The organism is Vitreoscilla filiformis (genome assembly GCF_002222655.1).
GTDB classification, from domain to species: Bacteria; Pseudomonadota; Gammaproteobacteria; order Burkholderiales; family Burkholderiaceae_C; genus Ideonella; species Ideonella filiformis.
Genome location: NZ_CP022424.1, coordinates 55,603 through 70,868, shown reverse-complemented (window position 1 = coordinate 70,868; position 15,266 = coordinate 55,603). Strand labels below are relative to the sequence as shown.

Genomic DNA, 15,266 nt, shown 5'->3' with positions numbered 1-15,266 from the left:
TACACTCCGCCCCGCTTCAGGTGCCCCAAGCCGCGCTGTTTCAGCGCAGCCCAGGGTGAAACGGGAAGCCGGTGAAAACCCGGCGCTGCCCCCGCAACGGTAAGCGAGAGACCTGGAACGCATCAGCTCGGTCGGCCCCTTGGCCACCCGCCCCAACCACTGTGCCGCACGGCATGGGAAGGTGGATGCGCTCCGGCAGGTGAGCCCTCAACGGCCCGCCGCCCCTCGCCGAGCCCGGAGACCGGCCTGCAAGCGCAAAGCTGCAAGCCGTTGCGGAGGGCGACGGGATGCGCGACAGAGCCTGAAGTCCGTCCCGTTCGTTTCGCCCCCGCCTGCGGTGGCCATGCACATGCGCCAAGCGCCGTGCCCTGGCCGCAGCCCAAGCGCTCGAAGTGCCCGCGCCGCACCTGGCTCCTGCTGCTCATCCTCTCTCCCGCCTTTTCCGGTTTGCGTCTGGTTCCACCGTTCCAACGCACGGCGCCCGGTGGGGGCGCGAAGGAGAGAGAGATGCACATCGAACCCGGCCTGCTGGCCCAAACCAAGATCGTGGCCGCCAACGCGGCCGCCCTGGCGCTGCTGGCCAGCCAAGCCCCCGCGCTGCTGCGCCGCCCCACGCTGTGGCTGCGCACCGGTTTGGCCGCCGCCTTCTTCACGCTGTTCATGCAGGCGTTTCACCTGCCGGTGGGGCCGTCCGAGCTGCACTTCATCGGCGCCATGCCCATCTACCTGCTGCTGGGGTTCCTGCCCACGCTGTTCGGTTTTGCGCTGGGCCTGGGCTTGCAAGGGCTGGTGTTCGAGCCGCAAGACCTCGTACATCTGGGGGTGAACGCCCTGTCGCTGATGCTGCCGCTGATCGTGCTGCACAAGACGCTGGGGGAGCGCCTGGCCGCTCGCAGCGTCAGCGCCGCGCAAATCCTCAAGCTGGACGGCGTTTATTACGCCGGTGTCACGCTGATGGTGGGCTTCTGGCTGACGCAATCGGAAACCACGTTTGCGCTGGCGGACTGGTTGCGTTTCACGGCTTCCTACCTGAGTGTGGTGGCGCTGGAGCCGCTGGTGACACTGCTGCTGGTGCGTGGTGTGCAAGGCCAGCCGGTGCTGCCCGCCTGGGCCCGCGCCTGCCTGGATGAGCGCCTGACCCAAGCCCACGCCTGAGGCCCGCTGCCATGGTTGAACACGACACCGGCACCGTCTGGTTCGTTGGCGCCGGGCCGGGGGATCCGGAGCTGATCACCGTCAAAGGGCGCTCGCTGATTGAGCGCGCTGGGGCGATTTTGTTCGCTGGCTCGCTGGTGAACGAGGCCATCACGCGCTGGGCGCCGCCCGGCTGCGCCGTGGCCGACAGCAAGGACATGACCCTGCCCGAAATGACCGCCTGGCTCATCCAGCAAGCGCGCCAGCACGCCGTGGTGGTGCGCTTGCAAACCGGTGACCCGGCGCTTTACGGCTCGCTCATCGAGCTGGTGCAGCCGCTGGATGCGGCGGGCGTGCCGGTGCAAGTGGTGCCGGGCGTGTCCTCGGCCATGGCCTCGGCGGCGGCAGCGGTGGAGAGTTTCACCCTGCCCGAAGTCACACAAAGTGTCATCTTCACCCGCGTGGAAGGGCGCACGCCCATGCCGCCAGGTGAAGACCTCGCCGCTCTGGCCGCGCACCGCACCACGCTGTGCCTGTTCCTCTCCATCACGCTGCTGCACAAGGTCGAAGCCGGTTTGCGTGCGGCGGGTTGGGCGGAGGACGCCCCCATCGTCGTGGTTCACAAAGCGAGTTGGCCGGGGGAAGAGCGCATCGTGCGCGGCACCCTGGCCACCATCAAACAACGCTGCCGCGAGGCCGGCATCGTCAGCCAAGCGATGGTGATCGCCAGCCCGACGCTGGGTTCACGCCACTGGCCCGAACTCGCCAAATCCAAGCTCTACGACCCGAGCTTCACCCACCGTTTCCGAAAGGCCAGCGCATGACCGCCGCGACCTGTGTTTCTTCCTGTGCCACCCCCGTGACGGCCCTCGCCACCACAGTGCTGATCGTCGGCCACGGCTCGCGTGAGGCGTCGGGCAACGACGAGATCCGCGAGTTCGTGCGCCAGTGGCGCGTGCGTCAGCCGGGCTGGCGCATCGAGCTGTGTTTCATCGAATTCGCCGAACCGTCGCTGCACGATGGTTTGCTGGCCGCCGCGCAAGGCGCGCAGCGCGTGCTGGTGCTGCCGCTCATCTTGAACGCCGCCGGGCACGTGAAGATGGAAATCCCCGAGGCCATCGAACACGCCCGCACGCACTGCCCCGGGGTGGCTTTCCATTACGCGCCGCACCTGGGCGCGTGTGACCCCATCCTCGCCATCCTGAAGCGCCGCCTGCGCAAAGCCATGGCCGCGCTGGATGTGCCCGACCCGGTGACCACGGGTGTGATCGTGCTGGGCCGGGGTTCGTCCGATCGCGCTGCCAATGGCGACGTGGCCAAGATGGCCCGCTGGCTGCACGAAGAAACCGACCACGAGCTGGTGGAGCTGGCCTTCACCGGCATCACCTTCCCGCGTCTGGAGCGGGTGGTGCAGCGTCAGGTGTTGGTAGGCATGAAACAGGTCGTCGTACTGCCCTACTACCTCTACACCGGCACGTTGATGCAGCGAATCGAGCGCCAGGTCGGGCACTTGCGCCAGCAATACCCGCAGGTGCGTTTTGCCTGCGGCGCGCACTTCGGCTTCGAGCCGGAAATTTTTGCTTTGATGGAAGAGCGTGTCACCCAGTTGCAAGCCGGGGTCGCAGGTGCGGCCATGCCGTGTGATGGCTGCCGTTACCGCGAGATCGCCCACGATCTGGGGCACGGCCATTCGCATGAACACACGCACGGCCACGCTCACGCCCCGGCGGAGGCGGTGCCGGCATGAGCAGCGTGAACACCGTCACCGAGCAGCTCACCCGTGCTGGTCAAGCCATTGAGCACGACAGCTTTGCCATCATCGATGCCGAAGCCGGCCCGCACGCCTACGCGCCGCAGCAGTGGCCGATCGTGCGCCGCATGATCCACGCCAACGCCGATTTCGAGTTCAACGGCCTGACGGACTTCCACCCGCAAGCCGTGGAAGCGGGCATCGCCGCCCTGCTACGCGGCGGCGCGCCGGTGGTGGCGGATGTGGAGATGATCTGCTCGGGCCTGTCGCGCCCGCGTCTGGCGCACTTTGGGGCCAGCACGCATCAGTTCATCAGCGACGCGGATGTCATCGCCGCAGCGCAAGCGGAAGACACGACACGCGCCGTGCAAGCCATGCGCAAAGCCTGGCGGCTCGGGTTGCTGGAGGGTGCCATCGTCGGCATCGGCAACGCGCCGACGGCGCTCATCGAACTCGTTCGCCTGATCCGCGAAGAAGGCGTGCGCCCGGCGCTGGTGGTGGGGATGCCGGTGGGGTTTGTCTCCGCTGCCGAGTCCAAAGACTTGATGGCTGAGGTGGATGAGGTGCCCTGGATCGTGATCCGGGGGCGCAAGGGTGGCTCGACGTTGGTGGTGGCGGCGTTGCATGCCCTGCTGGCGTTGGCGGAGGCGGCGCAGCGTGGGGGGCGGTGAGGTGTTTATGGCAACCGGGTTCCCCCTCTCCCCCAACCCCTCTCCCACGAGGGGAGAGGGGAGCCTGGAGGTGGTACGCCGAGACTTTGCCGCCAAAGCAAGGACATCCAAGGCCAGAGCCATCCAACCCAGGGTGACCGTCAAACACGGGCAACCTGCGCGAAGCACCAAAGCCCCTCTCCCCTCGTGGGAGAGGGGTTGGGGAGAGGGGGCACGCGCCCCATGAGCAAATCCCCACCCGAACGCGGCACCCGCACCGGCTTCACCACCGGCGCCTGTTCCGCCGCCGCCGCCCGCGCTGCCGCCCTGGGCCTGGTGACAGGTGAGATCCCCGCCGAAGTAGAAAGCCTGCTCCCCAACGGCCAGCGCGTGCGCTTCGCCGTGCAAGACGCGCAACTCGACCCGCAGCGCCAGCACGCCCACGCCGTGGTGGTGAAGTTCGCCGGTGACGATCCGGATTGCACCGACGGCGCCCACCTCACCGCCGATGTGCGCCTGCTGCCCGACGCCCCCGGTGAAGTCCACCTGCTGGGCGGCTCCGGTGTGGGCATGGTCACGCTCGAAGGGCTGGGGCTGGCCGTGGGTGGCCCGGCCATCAACCCGGTGCCCCGGCGCAACATCGAGGCCAACGTGCGCGAAGTCGCGCCTGAGCTGCTGGCCCGCGCCGGGCTGGCGGTGACGATCTCCGTGCCGCAAGGCGAGGAGATGGCCAAGAAAACGCACAACGCCCGGCTGGGCATCCTGGGTGGCATTTCCATCCTGGGCACCACGGGCATCGTCAAACCATATTCGACGTCTGCTTGGCGGGCGAGTGTGGTGCAAGGCGTGCAAGTCGCCGCCCAGATCAGCCGCAGTGGGGGGCTGGGCGTGGGCGGGCGCGGTGTGGTGGTGTTCACCACCGGCGGGCGCACCGAGCAGTTCGCCCAGCGTCAATACCCCGCCTGGCCGCTCACCTGTTTTGTGCAGATGGGCGACTTCCTGCGCTACGCGCTGGACGAAGCGGTCACCCAAGGCATCGGCCAAGTGGTGATCGCGGGCATGGTGGGCAAGCTCACCAAGATCGCCCAGGGCGAAACCATCACCCACGCCAACCGCGCCGAGGTGGACACCGGTTTGCTGGCCGAAATCGCCGCCCGCCTGGGTGCCCCCGCTGAGGATTGCGCCGCCATCGCCGCCGCGCCCACCGCGCGTTTTGCCGCCGAACGCATGGGCGCGCTGGGTCTGCTGGATGCTTTCCATCAAGCCCTGGCCGAACGTGTGGTGCAAACGCTGTGCGCCCCCGAACGCTACGGCCAGCACTTCGCCCTGCAAGTGCTGGTGTGTGACTTCGACGGCCAGAAACAAGCCGAAGCCTTCAGCCCGAACTGGAACCTTCACCCATGACCGACCCGAACCCCTGCATCATCCTCGGTGTGCTGGACGACGGCATTGCCAGCCTCACCCCCGTGGCGCTGGCCGAGCTGCGCAGCGCCGATGTGGTGATCGGCGCCACGCGCACCCTGGCGCTGCTGGCGGCCGAATTCAAACCCAGCGCACAAACCCACGACCTGACAGGCGCCCTGAGCCATGTGCCCGACTGGGTGCGCCAAGCCCGTGCCGATGACCTCAAAGTGGTGGTGCTGGCCACAGGGGATCCGCTGTGCCACGGCATCGCCAGTTACCTGGCTTCGCGCTTGTGCCTGTCAGCGCTGAAGGTGCTGCCGAACCTCTCCACGCTGCAACTGGCGTGCGCCCGCGTCGGGCTGGCGTGGCAGGAAGCGCGCATCGTCTCGGTTCACGCGGCGGATGCGGGCGAATGGCAACCCGGCAGCCCGCCTGGGCATGGCCTCTACGCCTTGGCCCAGGCGCTGCGGGCGCATGACCGGCTGCTGGTGCTGACCAGCCCGGCGAACACGCCGGATCGCATCGCCCGGCTGCTGCTGGCCGAAGGGCTGGGCGAGGATTTCCAGCTTGCCGTGGCCGAACGCCTGCTCACGCCGGATGAGCGCGTGCTGGCCGATCTTTGCCCCGCCGATGCCGCCACCCAGACGTTTGCCGATCCGAACGTGGTGCTGTTGTGGCGCTGCCGGGCACGCCCGCAGCCGCAGCTTTTCGGCCTGCCCGATGCCTGTTACCAGCAACGCCAGCCGGACAAAGGCTTGATCACCAAGCAGGAAGTGCGGGCCGTGTCGCTGGCTCGCCTGCAACTGCGCGTGGACAGCCGCGTCTGGGACATCGGCGCGGGCAGCGGCTCGGTGGGGCTGGAAGCGGCGCGGCTGTGCGTGCAAGGGCACGTCTGGGCGATTGAGAAAAACGCTGCTGATGTGGCGATTGCCCAAAGCAACCAGCGTGCTTTTGGCGTGAGCAACCACACGCTGGTGCAAGGCAAGGCGCCTGAGCATCTGGACACCTGGCCGGATCCGGATGCGGTGTTCATCGGCGGTTCTGGCGGCGAGCTGGGCGCGCTGATTGAAACCGTGTTGGCGCGGTTGCGCCCGGGTGGGGTGTTGGTGATGAACTTCGTCACGCTGGAAAACCTCGCTACCGCCACCCAAACCCTGGCCGCCCTGGGTGCGAGCTGGGATGTGTTGCAACTGCAAGCCGCACGCAGCCAGCCCATCTTGCACATGCATCGGATGGCGGCGGAGAACCCGGTGTGGGTGGTTTGTGCGCGGCAGCCCCCTCTCCCCAACCCCTCTCCCACGAGGGGAGAGGGGCTTTGAGTCTGGCGCAGGTTTGACCCGCATGGCTCCCCTCTCCCCTTGTGGGAGAGGGGCTGGGGGAGAGGGGGCTCGCTCTCCCACTCAACCCCAACACCCATCACACAACACGTTGATGAACATCCCACACTCCACACCACGGCCTCGCCTAGGCACGCTCTACGGCGTCAGCCTGGGCCCCGGCGATCCCGGCCTCATCACCCGCCGCGCCTGGGCGCTGCTGGCGCGCCGCGACGCGGCCTGGGTTTACCCCGCCCGCAGCACCAAAACGCCCAGCTACGCCTTTGACATCGTGCAGCGCGCCGAGCTGGCCCCGCCTGCCGATCACCAAAGCCTGCTGTTCCCCATGACGCACGACGGCGAAAAACTCGCCCGCGCCTGGCTGCGCGCTGCCGAAGTGGTGCTGCCCAAGCTGCTGGCCGGGCAGGATGTGCTGTTCCTCGTGGAAGGCGACGCCAGCACCTACGCCACTTTCGGCCATCTGGCGCGCACGCTGCGTCAACTGGATGCGCGCATTCCTGTGGAAGTGGTGGCCGGGGTGAACGCCTTCACCGCCGCCTGCGCCACCCAGGCCGAACCGCTGTGTGAACAGGATGACACCGTCGCTCTGGTGCCCGCCGCCTACGGTGTGGCCGCCCTGCAACGCTTGCTGCAAGACTTCGACACCCTGGTGCTGCTCAAGGTCAAACCCTTGCTGGGTGAGCTGATCGACTGGCTGGACGCCCAAGGCCTGCTGGCCCACAGCCGTTTCATCGAACGCTGTGGCGCGCCGGATGAACAGGTGGTCAACACCCCGGCAGGGCTGCTCGCGCTGCGCGGTGTGAAGGTGAGTTACCTCTCGCTGTTGATCGTGAAGAACCCGCATCGGGTGCGCGGCGAGCGCATTCGCGGCTGCCTGAAGAAAACCTCCGCGCCCGTGGCGCAACCCCAGACTGAGGAGGCCGACGCATGAGCTTGCCCCGCATTGGCATCGTTGCCATCACCAAACACGGGGCGGCGCAGGCGCTGCGGCTGGCGCAGCAGTTGCCGCACACCCACATTTGTACGTCGGAGAAGTTCGCGCCGGTGTTTACGGGCCTGCCCAACCCGCTGCGGGCCTACTCGGGCGCTCTGCGCGAGGAAATCGGCCCGCTGTTCGCGCAGTTCGACCAGTTGGTGTTCTTCGTGTCGCTGGGCGCGGTGGTGCGCCTCATCGCACCTTTCCTGAAAAACAAGGACGAGGATCCCGGCGTCACCGTCGTGGACGACGCGGGGCAGTACGCCATCCCCGTGCTTTCCGGCCATGTGGGCGGTGCCAACGCGATGGCCGAGCAAGTGGCCGCACTGCTGGGTGCTGCGCCCGTGCTCACCACCGCTTCGGACGTGGGCCGCACGATACCGGTGGACATCCTGGGCCGTGAGCTGGGCTGGCAGGTGGAAGCGCCCAAGCTCAACATCACCCGGGTGTCGGCTGCCGTGGTGAATGAGGAACCCGTGGCCTTCGTGCAGGAGGCTGGCAGCCCGCATTGGTGGACACGCCCCACGCCGCTGCCGCCCAGCATCCAGCGCTTCAGCCGGTTGGACGAGGTGGATTTGGCACGTTTTGCGGCGGTGCTGTGGGTGACACACGCGGAAGTTCCGCAGGTGCTTTGGGAGCGCTTGCGGGAGCGGTTGGTGGTGTATCGGCCCCCTCTCCCCCAACCCCTCTCCCACGAGGGGAGAGGGGAGCCTGTGCCGGGAGCGGTCGGTGGTGCCTGACTCTCTGGCCCCGCGCATGCCTGTGCCAAGCGAAAGCCCATCGCCTGCAAGCCCCTCTCCCCTTGTGGGAAAGGGGTTGGGGAGAGGGGGAAACCTCCGCCCACGTCTCGCCCTTGGCCTCGGCTGCGACCGAGGCACGCCCGAAGCCACCTTGCGCGAAGCCGTCGCCCAGGCACTGGCCCAACTCGGTGCCGATTGGGCGGACGTGGCTGCCGTCGCCAGCATCACCCTGAAGTCCGACGAAGTGGGCTTGCTGGCCCTGTGCGCTGCGCAAGGCTGGGCGCCGCAGTTCTACCCGCCCGAGCAGCTCGCCCAGGTGGCGGTGCCCAACCCGTCGGAAACCGTGCGGCGCTACACCGGCACACCTTCGGTAAGCGAGGCCGCTGCCTTGCTGGCTGCGGGGCGCCCGAGTGAGCTGCTGGCGCTACGCCTGGAAAAACACCGCTTCAAGGGGGCGGACGGGCGCAACGCCACCGTTTCCGTGGCCGAGTTGCCTGCGCAAGTGCCCAGCCCCGGCGCGCACTTCAGCGCGGAAGACCGGCTGCGCCTGCACGCCGTTCTGGCGGCGCGGCGCGATGTGCGCCACTTCCGCCCCGGCAGCCACATCGCGCCGGAAGTTCGGGCGCGGCTGCTGCAAGCGCTGATGCTGGCGCCCTCCGTCGGGCTGATGCAACCCTGGCAGTTCGTGCGCGTCACCGCCCCGGCGCGGCGCGAAGCCCTGGCCGCGCTGGTGGAGGCCGAGCGCCAGCGCACCGCCGAGGCGCTGGGGGAGCGCGCCGCCGAGTTCCTGCGCCTGAAGGTGGAAGGCGTGCGCGAGTGCGCCGAACTCTGGGTGGCCGTGCTGGCGCCCGAGGACGGCACGGTGTTTGGCCGCCGCACCCTGCCGCGTGAGATGGCGCTGTGCTCGGTGGCCTGCGCGGTGCAAAACCTCTGGCTCGCCAGCCGGGCCGAGAACCTGGGGCTGGGCTGGGTGTCGATGTTTGAGCCGACCGAAGTGGCCGCGCTGCTGCGCCTGGCGCCCGGAGCGTTGCCGCTGGGCTTGCTGTGCATCGGCCCGGTGGACGCTTTTTATGACCGACCGATGCTGGAGCAGGAACAGTGGCGCCAGCGTCGGCCCTTGCATGATTTTCTGATTGAGGATGAACCCCATGAATGCGCCTGAGAGGCTGGACGCCACCCCTTCGCTGGGCAAGATCATGCTGGTCGGCATTGGCCCCGGCAGCGTGGAACACATGACGGGCCGCGCCCGCGACGCCATCGCCGAGGCGGATACCGTCATCGGTTATGTCACCTACATCAAGCTGGTGGCCGATCTGCTGGCGGGCAAGGAAGTCATCCGCAAGAGCATGACCGAGGAACTGGATCGGGCCATCGAAGCGCTGGATCGGGCGCGCCAAGGTAAAAAAGTGGCGCTGATTTCCTCCGGTGACGCCGGCGTGTACGGCATGGCCGGCCCGACTTACGAAGTGCTTTTTCAAGCCGGCTGGACACCCGACAGCGGTGTGGAAGTCGAGATCGTGCCCGGTGCTTCGGCGCTCAACAGTTGCGCCGCTTTGGTGGGCGCACCGCTGACACACGACTTCTGCGCCATCTCACTCTCGGACTTGCTGACACCCTGGCCAGTGATCGCCCGGCGTCTGGATGCCGTGGCGTACGCCGATTTTGTCGTCGCGCTCTACAACCCGAAAAGCGGGCGGCGCACACGCCAGATCGTCGAAGCGCAGCGCCTGTTCCTGCGCCACCGCCGTGCCGATACGCCGGTGGCGATCGTGAAAAGCGCTTACCGCCGGCGCGAGCAGATCCAGTTCACCACGCTGGAGAAGATGTGCGAGGCGGACATCGGCATGTTGAGCACGGTGCTCATTGGCAACAGCAGCACCTTTGTGCGCGAGGGGCGCATGGTCACGCCGCGTGGTTACGCCAACAAGTATGAGAGCAGCGAAGGCGGCCAAGGCTTTGAAGCCCGCGAGGGTGAAAAGGCCGGGCGTTCCCTCTCCACCGGCTTGCTGGGTTGGCTGGATGGCCTGCACGCCGAACACGCTGCCGGTGCGGACGTGGCCGAACTGGCGCAGCGCCACCGCCTGCCGGTTGATTACCTGTGCGCCGTGCTGGCCACCGAAGAAAGCGACGCATGAGTGAACCCGTCATCCAGCCGCGCATCGGCCCCTATGCGCGCCATCTGCTGATCTGCACCGGCCCGCGCTGCACGCAGCAGGGAGAATCGCAAGCCTTGTTCGACAGCCTGGGCGACAAATTCAAAGCCGCCGGGCTGAATGAGGGTGCGCTGCGCGTCAAACGCAGCCGGGTGAGTTGCTTTGCCGCTTGCAAAGGCGGCCCGGTGATGTGTGTTCAACCCGATGGCACCTGGTATTACAACGTCACCCCCGACAACATGGATCGCATCATTCAACAGCATTTGATCGGTGGCCAAGCGGTGGCCGATCTGGTGTTTCACCAAGGGCCGAACGGCTCGGAAGCGCCTTGATGCGTCAACGCCTGCTCCACGAGATTCGGCTCGGGCTGACCGCCGTGCAGTTTTTCACCCGACTGCCGGTGCCAGCGTGGGTCGGCTGGTCGCCTCAACAAGCGGCGGACAGCGTGCGCTGGTTGCCCGCCGTGGGTTGGATCGTCGGCGCGGTGTTTGGCGCGGTGCTGTGGGCGGCGCAAGGGTTGTGGCCCGTGCCCTTGGCCGTGGGGTTGGCGATGTGGGCGGCGCTGTGGCTCACCGGAGCGTTCCACGAGGACGGTTTCGCTGATTGCTGTGATGCGCTGGGCGGCCACCTCCCCCCCGAACACGCTTTGGCGGTGATGAAAGATTCCCGCGTCGGCGCTTACGCGGTGATCGGGCTCATCGTGCTGCTGGGCTTGAAGGCCGCAGCGTGGGTGGAACTGGCGCAACGTGGCAGTGGGCCGACCCTGATCGGCGTGGCCGTGGCCAGCCATGCGTTGAGCCGCTGGGCACCGTTGTGGGTGATGGCGCGGCTCGACTATGTGCGCCCCGAAGGCAGCGGCAGCAAAAGCCAACCCCTGGCCAGCCAACGGCCCAGCGCCGGGGCGTTGGTGAGTGCAGCGGTGTGGGCGCTGTTGCCGAGTCTGTGGCTGCTGAGTCAGGGCGGGGCGGGGGCCTCGGTGATCGGGGCCGTGCTGGGCGTGGGGCTGGTCAGCGTTGGGTCGGTGCGTTGGCTGCGCCGCCGCTTGGGCGGCTATGTGGGCGACACCCTGGGCGCCGTGCAGCAAGTCGCCGAACTGGTGTGTTTGCTCGCCTGGAGCCATCACGGGCTGGGCGGGCATGTCTGAGTGCGGGCGTGCGGGCCGCTCAAGCGGCGGCCACCTCGATGTAGTACAGCCCCCAGGGGCTGAGGGCGAATTGCTCGGGCAACGCTTTGTCCTTCAGCCACGGCACCAGCGCTGGGTCGTACACCGCCCATTGCGGGCCCAGGCCGCCCAGGGCCAGCGCTTGCCCGTCCAGGTGCGTGGCCAGAATCATGTTCAGCTCCCGCACCTGTTGCTGGGTGACGCGCACGTTGTAGCCATCCACCGCCCGCAGGCCCAAACTCCAGCGGCCTTTCATGTCCACCCCGGCGGCTTCCAACACCGTGCTCAACAAGGGGCCGCGCAGGGTGTGGGTTTGCTGGTCATACACGATTTTGGGTTGAATCGTCACGGCAGGCAGGCGCTGCAACGACGCGGCATCGAAGGTGAACGCCCGTTCAAAACGCACGCCGTGTTTGTGCATCATTTGGTCGAGTGCGTCGTTCATGGGGGGCCGGTTGCTGCGCCCGACTTGCCCGCCCAACGTCAACACCACCGGCCCTGTGGCGCGCTGAGCCGCTGCCGGGGCCACGGTCGGCCATGCGCCGGCGATCGCGCCAGCCGCCAAAAAATGCCGTTTTTGCATGAACGTGTCTCCAAAAATGCCATGACATTGAACCGCGCTGGATGTTATCTTGAACATGGCTCACGAGGTTCAAATTCAGCTCGAAGTGGTGTCTTTATAATTTACATTGTCTCAGGTTAACCGCAAAGGTCTAACTTCTTTTGGAAGTTAGATACTTTTTAGGTGCCACAGTACGCAAGAAATCTTCCATTTTAATCCAATGACCTACATCAAAAACAAACTCACCAGAAAACTCAGGGCCTGCTGCATCCATCAATTGTTGCAGGTCATCTCGTACGCTTAAAACCCAAGAGTTGTTTCCGATTGTTGCTGAGTATTTGGCCCAACTGGAAAATTCTGACGTGAAAAATATCGAACACGCATCCAGTGAGTACCGAATAAAGACAGAAAACGGGGCAAGTTTGTCTTCAAGCTGCTGATAAATCGACCCATCTTCAACAAAGTTGGCCATTTGTGCAAGTTGTGCAAGTTTTTTTATGTCATGCCCTGCTTTACGGACCATCCTATAGGTATCCATAGGATCACTCGTCAGTGACCCAAGAAATATATGACACTTGAGTGCACATTCGCATCCCATGTATAAATCAACGAAACTTTTTATCCTGCCATTCTTGTGTAGCAATTCTTCCCACAAAAAATCAAACCGCCGGGCAAAATCCCTTGCATCCCTCTGGTAATGGTCGGCAACAGAGTGTGGAATCGAATTTGGTAATTTTTTCATTTCACTCAACCATGAAACAAAGCAAAATCAAAAGGGAGTTTTCATAACTCTAGCTCAAATTTTGCATGCTACTGCGAAATTTTAAAAATGCAAGCAATTAAGTCCTGGGTGCATGACGTGCTGTTGCTGCGCCATCCGCGCCCCGACGTGCCCCCCGGCCATTGCTACGGCCAGTGGGACGTGCCAGCGGTGCAGCCGCTCGACCCGGTCTTGGCCGAGGTGCTGGCCCGCCTGCCGGTGCTGAACGATCGACCGGCGGTGCATCTGTTCAGCAGCCCCTTGCAGCGGGCGCAAGCCCTGGCGCAGCCGCTGGCCGGGGCGTTGGGTTGGCCGTTGCACCTCGATCCGCGCTGGCAGGAACTGAGCTTTGGCGCCTGGGAAGGGCGTGCATGGGCGGACATTCCCCGCCACGAGAGTGACATTTGGGCGGCGGACGTGCATCACCGCGCCCCGCCCGGCGGCGAAACCCAAGCCCAATTGCGTGCCCGGGTCCACGCTGCTCTGACGGAACGCTGCCGCGCCCCCGGCCTGACGCTGGGGGTGAGCCACGCCGGGCCGATCCGCTGTGCCGTCGCCGTGGCGCTGGGCTTACCTGCCGATCAGGTGCCCGATGTGGCGCTGGACTTTGGCCACCTCACCTGGCTGCGCTGGCATGGGGGCGACTGGCCCCGCTGGCAAGTGCAAACCCTCAACCGTTGAAACCCCATGAATCCAGACCCCCGCACCGCTCCGGTGCTGCTGATTGCTGGCTTGGCGTCGGGCCAAGGCAAAACCACCGTGGTGGCCGCCCTGGCAGCGGCGCTGCGCCAACGTGGCCGCCGCGTGCGCGTTTTCAAATCCGGGCCGGATTTCATCGACCCGATGGTGCTGGAACGCGCCAGCGGCGCCCCGGTGTTCAACTTGGACGACCGCATGGTCGGCCTGGCCGAGTCGCGCCAGCGCGTCGCGCAAGCGGCAGCGGAAGCCGACCTCGTGTTGATCGAAGGCGTGATGGGGCTGTATGACGGCCCGCCCAGCGCCGCCGATCTGGCCCGAGGGCTGGATGTGCCCGTGGTGGTGGTGATCGACGCGGGCTCGATGGCACAAACCTTCGGCGCGCTGGTTCACGGCTTGGCGCACTACCCCGGCGGGCGTGAGGGAGATGCCCCACCGCTGCGCTTGATCGGTGCGATCGCCAACCGCGTCGGCAGTGCCGGCCACGCCCAGATGCTGGCGGACAGCCTGCTCACCCCCACCGACACGCCGAACGCGCCGCAGTGGTTGGGCCATCTGCCCAAGAGCGCGCGCACCATCCCCGAACGCCACCTGGGTTTGGCCAGCGATGCCGCCGCCGAGATCGACCAAGCCATCAGCGCCCTGGCCGCGCTGGTGGAGGATGATTTGCTGGCGCGTCTCCAAGCCCTGCCCGCTTGGCAACCCCGCGCCGCCTGGGCCGAAGAGGCCCCGCCGCCGCCCGCGCCGCTGCTGGCTGGGCGCTGCATCGCCGTGGCGCGTGACGCTGCGTTTCGTTTCATCTACCCGGCCAATGTGGACACCCTGCGCGCCCTGGGCGCCGAGCTGGTGTTTTTCTCCCCTTTGGCAGATGAACCCATCCCCGAAGCGGCCACCGCCCTGTGGTTGCCAGGCGGTTACCCCGAGCTGTTCGCCGCTGAACTCGCCCAGGCGCCGCGCTGGACGGCCTCGGTGCGCGCTTTCGCCCAAGCTGGGCGGCCCATCTGGGCCGAGTGCGGCGGCATGATGGCGTTGGCCGATCACCTAATCACCGTCGATGGCGGGCGCCACCCCATGGCGGGCGTGCTGCCGGGGGAAGTACGGATGCAAACCCGCGTCGCCGGGCTGGGCGTTCAAACCCTGGCGCGGCCCGCATGGGGCGCTGACGTGGCGCCGCTGCGTGGGCATACCTTCCACTATTCGGTGCTGGAAACCCCTGTGCCCCCACTCACCCATGCCCAGCGCCTGCGCGGTGGTGCGGGTGAGGCGCTGTGGCAGCGTGGGTCGCTGCGGTGCAGTTACTTTCATGCGTATTTCGCGTCGTCACCGGCTGTCACGGCGGCGTTGTTCACGCTTTCGGAAAACGAGTTTTGATGAAAACCTTGATCATCGGCGGCGCCCGCAGCGGCAAAAGCGCGTGGGCTGAACAGCAAGCAGCGGCGTTCGCCGCGCAGTCTCCAGCGCATGACGTGGTGGTGATCGCCACCGCCCACGCGGGGGATGAGGAAATGGCCGCCCGCATTGCCGCCCACCAAGCCCAGCGCCCGGCGGGCTGGCGCACGCTGGAAGCGCCCCTGGCCCTGGCGGACACTTTGCGCGCCGCCGACGCCCCCCAACGCCTGCTGTTGGTGGATTGCCTCACGCTCTGGCTCACCAACGTGCTGCTGGCGGATGTGGCACCGGATGTCGATCTGGGCACCGTGCGCCGCCTCACCCCCGGCCCGACGTTGGAGCGCGAACGCGCCGCGCTGTTGACCGTCCTGCCGACGCTGCGCGCCCAAGTGCTGCTGATTGGCAACGAAGTGGGGCACGGCATCGTGCCGATGGGGGCGCTGAACCGGCTGTTCGTGGATGAGAACGGGCGCTTGCACCAAGCCGTGGCCGCGTGCTGCGATCAGGTGCGTTTTGTGATGGCCGGCTGTGCGCTCGCGCTGAAAGGATGATG

General features: G+C 66.6%; 17 protein-coding genes and 1 riboswitch. Of the genes, 15 read left to right on the top strand and 2 right to left on the bottom strand.

Annotated elements, in window-relative coordinates:
- The first annotated feature begins 1 nt into the window (after window position 1).
- Window positions 2-264, top strand: a riboswitch (cobalamin riboswitch).
- A gap of 243 nt (window positions 265-507) precedes the next feature.
- The 12 genes from VITFI_RS16590 to VITFI_RS16535 all read left to right on the top strand — a co-directional run bounded on the left by VITFI_RS16590 (window position 508) and on the right by VITFI_RS16535 (window position 11,288).
- Window positions 508-1,155 (top strand): energy-coupling factor ABC transporter permease, encoded by a 648-nt coding sequence (locus VITFI_RS16590; RefSeq protein WP_089418267.1) that lies wholly within the window; start codon window positions 508-510, stop codon window positions 1,153-1,155.
- A gap of 11 nt (window positions 1,156-1,166) precedes the next feature.
- Complete coding sequence (gene cobM, locus VITFI_RS16585) at window positions 1,167-1,958, top strand: precorrin-4 C(11)-methyltransferase (protein ID WP_089418266.1); 792 nt, start codon at window positions 1,167-1,169, stop codon at window positions 1,956-1,958.
- Entirely contained in the window at window positions 1,955-2,881 is a 927-nt protein-coding gene (locus VITFI_RS16580) for a sirohydrochlorin chelatase (RefSeq protein ID WP_089418265.1), read from the top strand. Before cobM ends, VITFI_RS16580 begins: the two co-directional genes overlap by 4 nt.
- On the top strand, window positions 2,878-3,555 hold the full coding sequence (locus tag VITFI_RS16575; protein WP_089418264.1) for a precorrin-8X methylmutase: 678 nt from the start codon (window positions 2,878-2,880) through the stop codon (window positions 3,553-3,555). The genes VITFI_RS16580 and VITFI_RS16575 overlap by 4 nt, the downstream gene beginning before the upstream one ends.
- Before the next feature lie 222 nt (window positions 3,556-3,777).
- A complete protein-coding gene (locus tag VITFI_RS16570; RefSeq protein ID WP_089418263.1) occupies window positions 3,778-4,938 on the top strand; it encodes a cobalt-precorrin-5B (C(1))-methyltransferase in 1,161 nt (386 codons plus the stop codon).
- Window positions 4,935-6,257, top strand: coding sequence for a precorrin-6y C5,15-methyltransferase (decarboxylating) subunit CbiE (cbiE, locus tag VITFI_RS16565; protein ID WP_089418262.1), 1,323 nt, complete (start codon window positions 4,935-4,937; stop codon window positions 6,255-6,257). Before VITFI_RS16570 ends, cbiE begins: the two co-directional genes overlap by 4 nt.
- 112 nt (window positions 6,258-6,369) lie before the next feature.
- Window positions 6,370-7,206: a precorrin-2 C(20)-methyltransferase gene (gene cobI / locus VITFI_RS16560; RefSeq protein WP_089418261.1), complete on the top strand. Its 837-nt coding sequence runs from the start codon at window positions 6,370-6,372 to the stop codon at window positions 7,204-7,206.
- Complete coding sequence (locus VITFI_RS16555) at window positions 7,203-7,991, top strand: cobalamin biosynthesis central domain-containing protein (protein WP_089418260.1); 789 nt, start codon at window positions 7,203-7,205, stop codon at window positions 7,989-7,991. Before cobI ends, VITFI_RS16555 begins: the two co-directional genes overlap by 4 nt.
- A gap of 16 nt (window positions 7,992-8,007) precedes the next feature.
- Entirely contained in the window at window positions 8,008-9,153 is a 1,146-nt protein-coding gene (bluB, locus tag VITFI_RS18795) for a 5,6-dimethylbenzimidazole synthase (protein WP_089418440.1), read from the top strand.
- A complete protein-coding gene (gene cobJ / locus VITFI_RS16545; RefSeq protein WP_089418259.1) occupies window positions 9,140-10,126 on the top strand; it encodes a precorrin-3B C(17)-methyltransferase in 987 nt (328 codons plus the stop codon). Before bluB ends, cobJ begins: the two co-directional genes overlap by 14 nt.
- Window positions 10,123-10,476 carry a (2Fe-2S) ferredoxin domain-containing protein gene (locus VITFI_RS16540; protein WP_089418258.1) on the top strand — a complete coding sequence of 118 codons (354 nt, stop codon included), beginning with the start codon at window positions 10,123-10,125 and terminating at the stop codon, window positions 10,474-10,476. The genes cobJ and VITFI_RS16540 overlap by 4 nt, the downstream gene beginning before the upstream one ends.
- Window positions 10,476-11,288 carry an adenosylcobinamide-GDP ribazoletransferase gene (locus VITFI_RS16535; RefSeq protein WP_232476736.1) on the top strand — a complete coding sequence of 271 codons (813 nt, stop codon included), beginning with the start codon at window positions 10,476-10,478 and terminating at the stop codon, window positions 11,286-11,288. Before VITFI_RS16540 ends, VITFI_RS16535 begins: the two co-directional genes overlap by 1 nt.
- 19 nt (window positions 11,289-11,307) lie before the next feature.
- Here VITFI_RS16535 and VITFI_RS16530 read toward each other — a convergent pair whose 3' ends face one another.
- Both VITFI_RS16530 and VITFI_RS18070 read right to left on the bottom strand, forming a co-directional pair.
- The gene (locus VITFI_RS16530) at window positions 11,308-11,889 is read right to left on the bottom strand and encodes a molybdopterin-dependent oxidoreductase (RefSeq protein WP_089418257.1); all 582 of its coding nucleotides are present in this window, start codon (window positions 11,887-11,889) and stop codon (window positions 11,308-11,310) included.
- Between the two features lie 130 nt (window positions 11,890-12,019).
- Window positions 12,020-12,610 carry a hypothetical protein gene (locus VITFI_RS18070; protein WP_157725751.1) on the bottom strand — a complete coding sequence of 197 codons (591 nt, stop codon included), beginning with the start codon at window positions 12,608-12,610 and terminating at the stop codon, window positions 12,020-12,022.
- 87 nt (window positions 12,611-12,697) lie between these two features.
- Here VITFI_RS18070 and VITFI_RS16525 point away from each other — a divergent pair, with 87 nt between their 5' ends.
- The 3 genes from VITFI_RS16525 to cobU are packed head-to-tail and all read left to right on the top strand — an operon-like array spanning window position 12,698 to window position 15,264.
- Window positions 12,698-13,309: a histidine phosphatase family protein gene (locus VITFI_RS16525; RefSeq protein ID WP_089418256.1), complete on the top strand. Its 612-nt coding sequence runs from the start codon at window positions 12,698-12,700 to the stop codon at window positions 13,307-13,309.
- Between the two features lie 6 nt (window positions 13,310-13,315).
- The gene (locus VITFI_RS16520; RefSeq protein WP_089418255.1) at window positions 13,316-14,695 is read left to right on the top strand and encodes a cobyrinate a,c-diamide synthase; all 1,380 of its coding nucleotides are present in this window, start codon (window positions 13,316-13,318) and stop codon (window positions 14,693-14,695) included.
- Window positions 14,695-15,264 carry a bifunctional adenosylcobinamide kinase/adenosylcobinamide-phosphate guanylyltransferase gene (cobU, locus tag VITFI_RS16515; RefSeq protein ID WP_408645617.1) on the top strand — a complete coding sequence of 190 codons (570 nt, stop codon included), beginning with the start codon at window positions 14,695-14,697 and terminating at the stop codon, window positions 15,262-15,264. The genes VITFI_RS16520 and cobU overlap by 1 nt, the downstream gene beginning before the upstream one ends.
- Window positions 15,265-15,266: the final 2 nt, after the last annotated feature.

Excerpts from the sequence above, each read along its gene's own strand:
- VITFI_RS16570 (WP_089418263.1), top strand. The coding sequence starts at position 3,778 with ATGAGCAAATCCCCACCCGAACGCGGCACCCGCACCGGCTTCACCACC.
- VITFI_RS16530 (WP_089418257.1), bottom strand. The coding sequence starts at position 11,889 with ATGCAAAAACGGCATTTTTTGGCGGCTGGCGCGATCGCCGGCGCATGG.
- cobJ (WP_089418259.1), top strand. The coding sequence starts at position 9,140 with ATGAATGCGCCTGAGAGGCTGGACGCCACCCCTTCGCTGGGCAAGATC.
- VITFI_RS16525 (WP_089418256.1), top strand. The coding sequence starts at position 12,698 with ATGCAAGCAATTAAGTCCTGGGTGCATGACGTGCTGTTGCTGCGCCAT.
- VITFI_RS16575 (WP_089418264.1), top strand. The coding sequence starts at position 2,878 with ATGAGCAGCGTGAACACCGTCACCGAGCAGCTCACCCGTGCTGGTCAA.
- VITFI_RS16590 (WP_089418267.1), top strand. The coding sequence starts at position 508 with ATGCACATCGAACCCGGCCTGCTGGCCCAAACCAAGATCGTGGCCGCC.
- bluB (WP_089418440.1), top strand. The coding sequence starts at position 8,008 with ATGCCTGTGCCAAGCGAAAGCCCATCGCCTGCAAGCCCCTCTCCCCTT.
- VITFI_RS16540 (WP_089418258.1), top strand. The coding sequence starts at position 10,123 with ATGAGTGAACCCGTCATCCAGCCGCGCATCGGCCCCTATGCGCGCCAT.
- VITFI_RS16535 (WP_232476736.1), top strand. The coding sequence starts at position 10,476 with ATGCGTCAACGCCTGCTCCACGAGATTCGGCTCGGGCTGACCGCCGTG.
- cobU (WP_408645617.1), top strand. The coding sequence starts at position 14,695 with ATGAAAACCTTGATCATCGGCGGCGCCCGCAGCGGCAAAAGCGCGTGG.
- VITFI_RS16580 (WP_089418265.1), top strand. The coding sequence starts at position 1,955 with ATGACCGCCGCGACCTGTGTTTCTTCCTGTGCCACCCCCGTGACGGCC.
- cobI (WP_089418261.1), top strand. The coding sequence starts at position 6,370 with ATGAACATCCCACACTCCACACCACGGCCTCGCCTAGGCACGCTCTAC.
- VITFI_RS16555 (WP_089418260.1), top strand. The coding sequence starts at position 7,203 with ATGAGCTTGCCCCGCATTGGCATCGTTGCCATCACCAAACACGGGGCG.
- VITFI_RS16520 (WP_089418255.1), top strand. The coding sequence starts at position 13,316 with ATGAATCCAGACCCCCGCACCGCTCCGGTGCTGCTGATTGCTGGCTTG.
- VITFI_RS18070 (WP_157725751.1), bottom strand. The coding sequence starts at position 12,610 with ATGAAAAAATTACCAAATTCGATTCCACACTCTGTTGCCGACCATTAC.
- cbiE (WP_089418262.1), top strand. The coding sequence starts at position 4,935 with ATGACCGACCCGAACCCCTGCATCATCCTCGGTGTGCTGGACGACGGC.
- cobM (WP_089418266.1), top strand. The coding sequence starts at position 1,167 with ATGGTTGAACACGACACCGGCACCGTCTGGTTCGTTGGCGCCGGGCCG.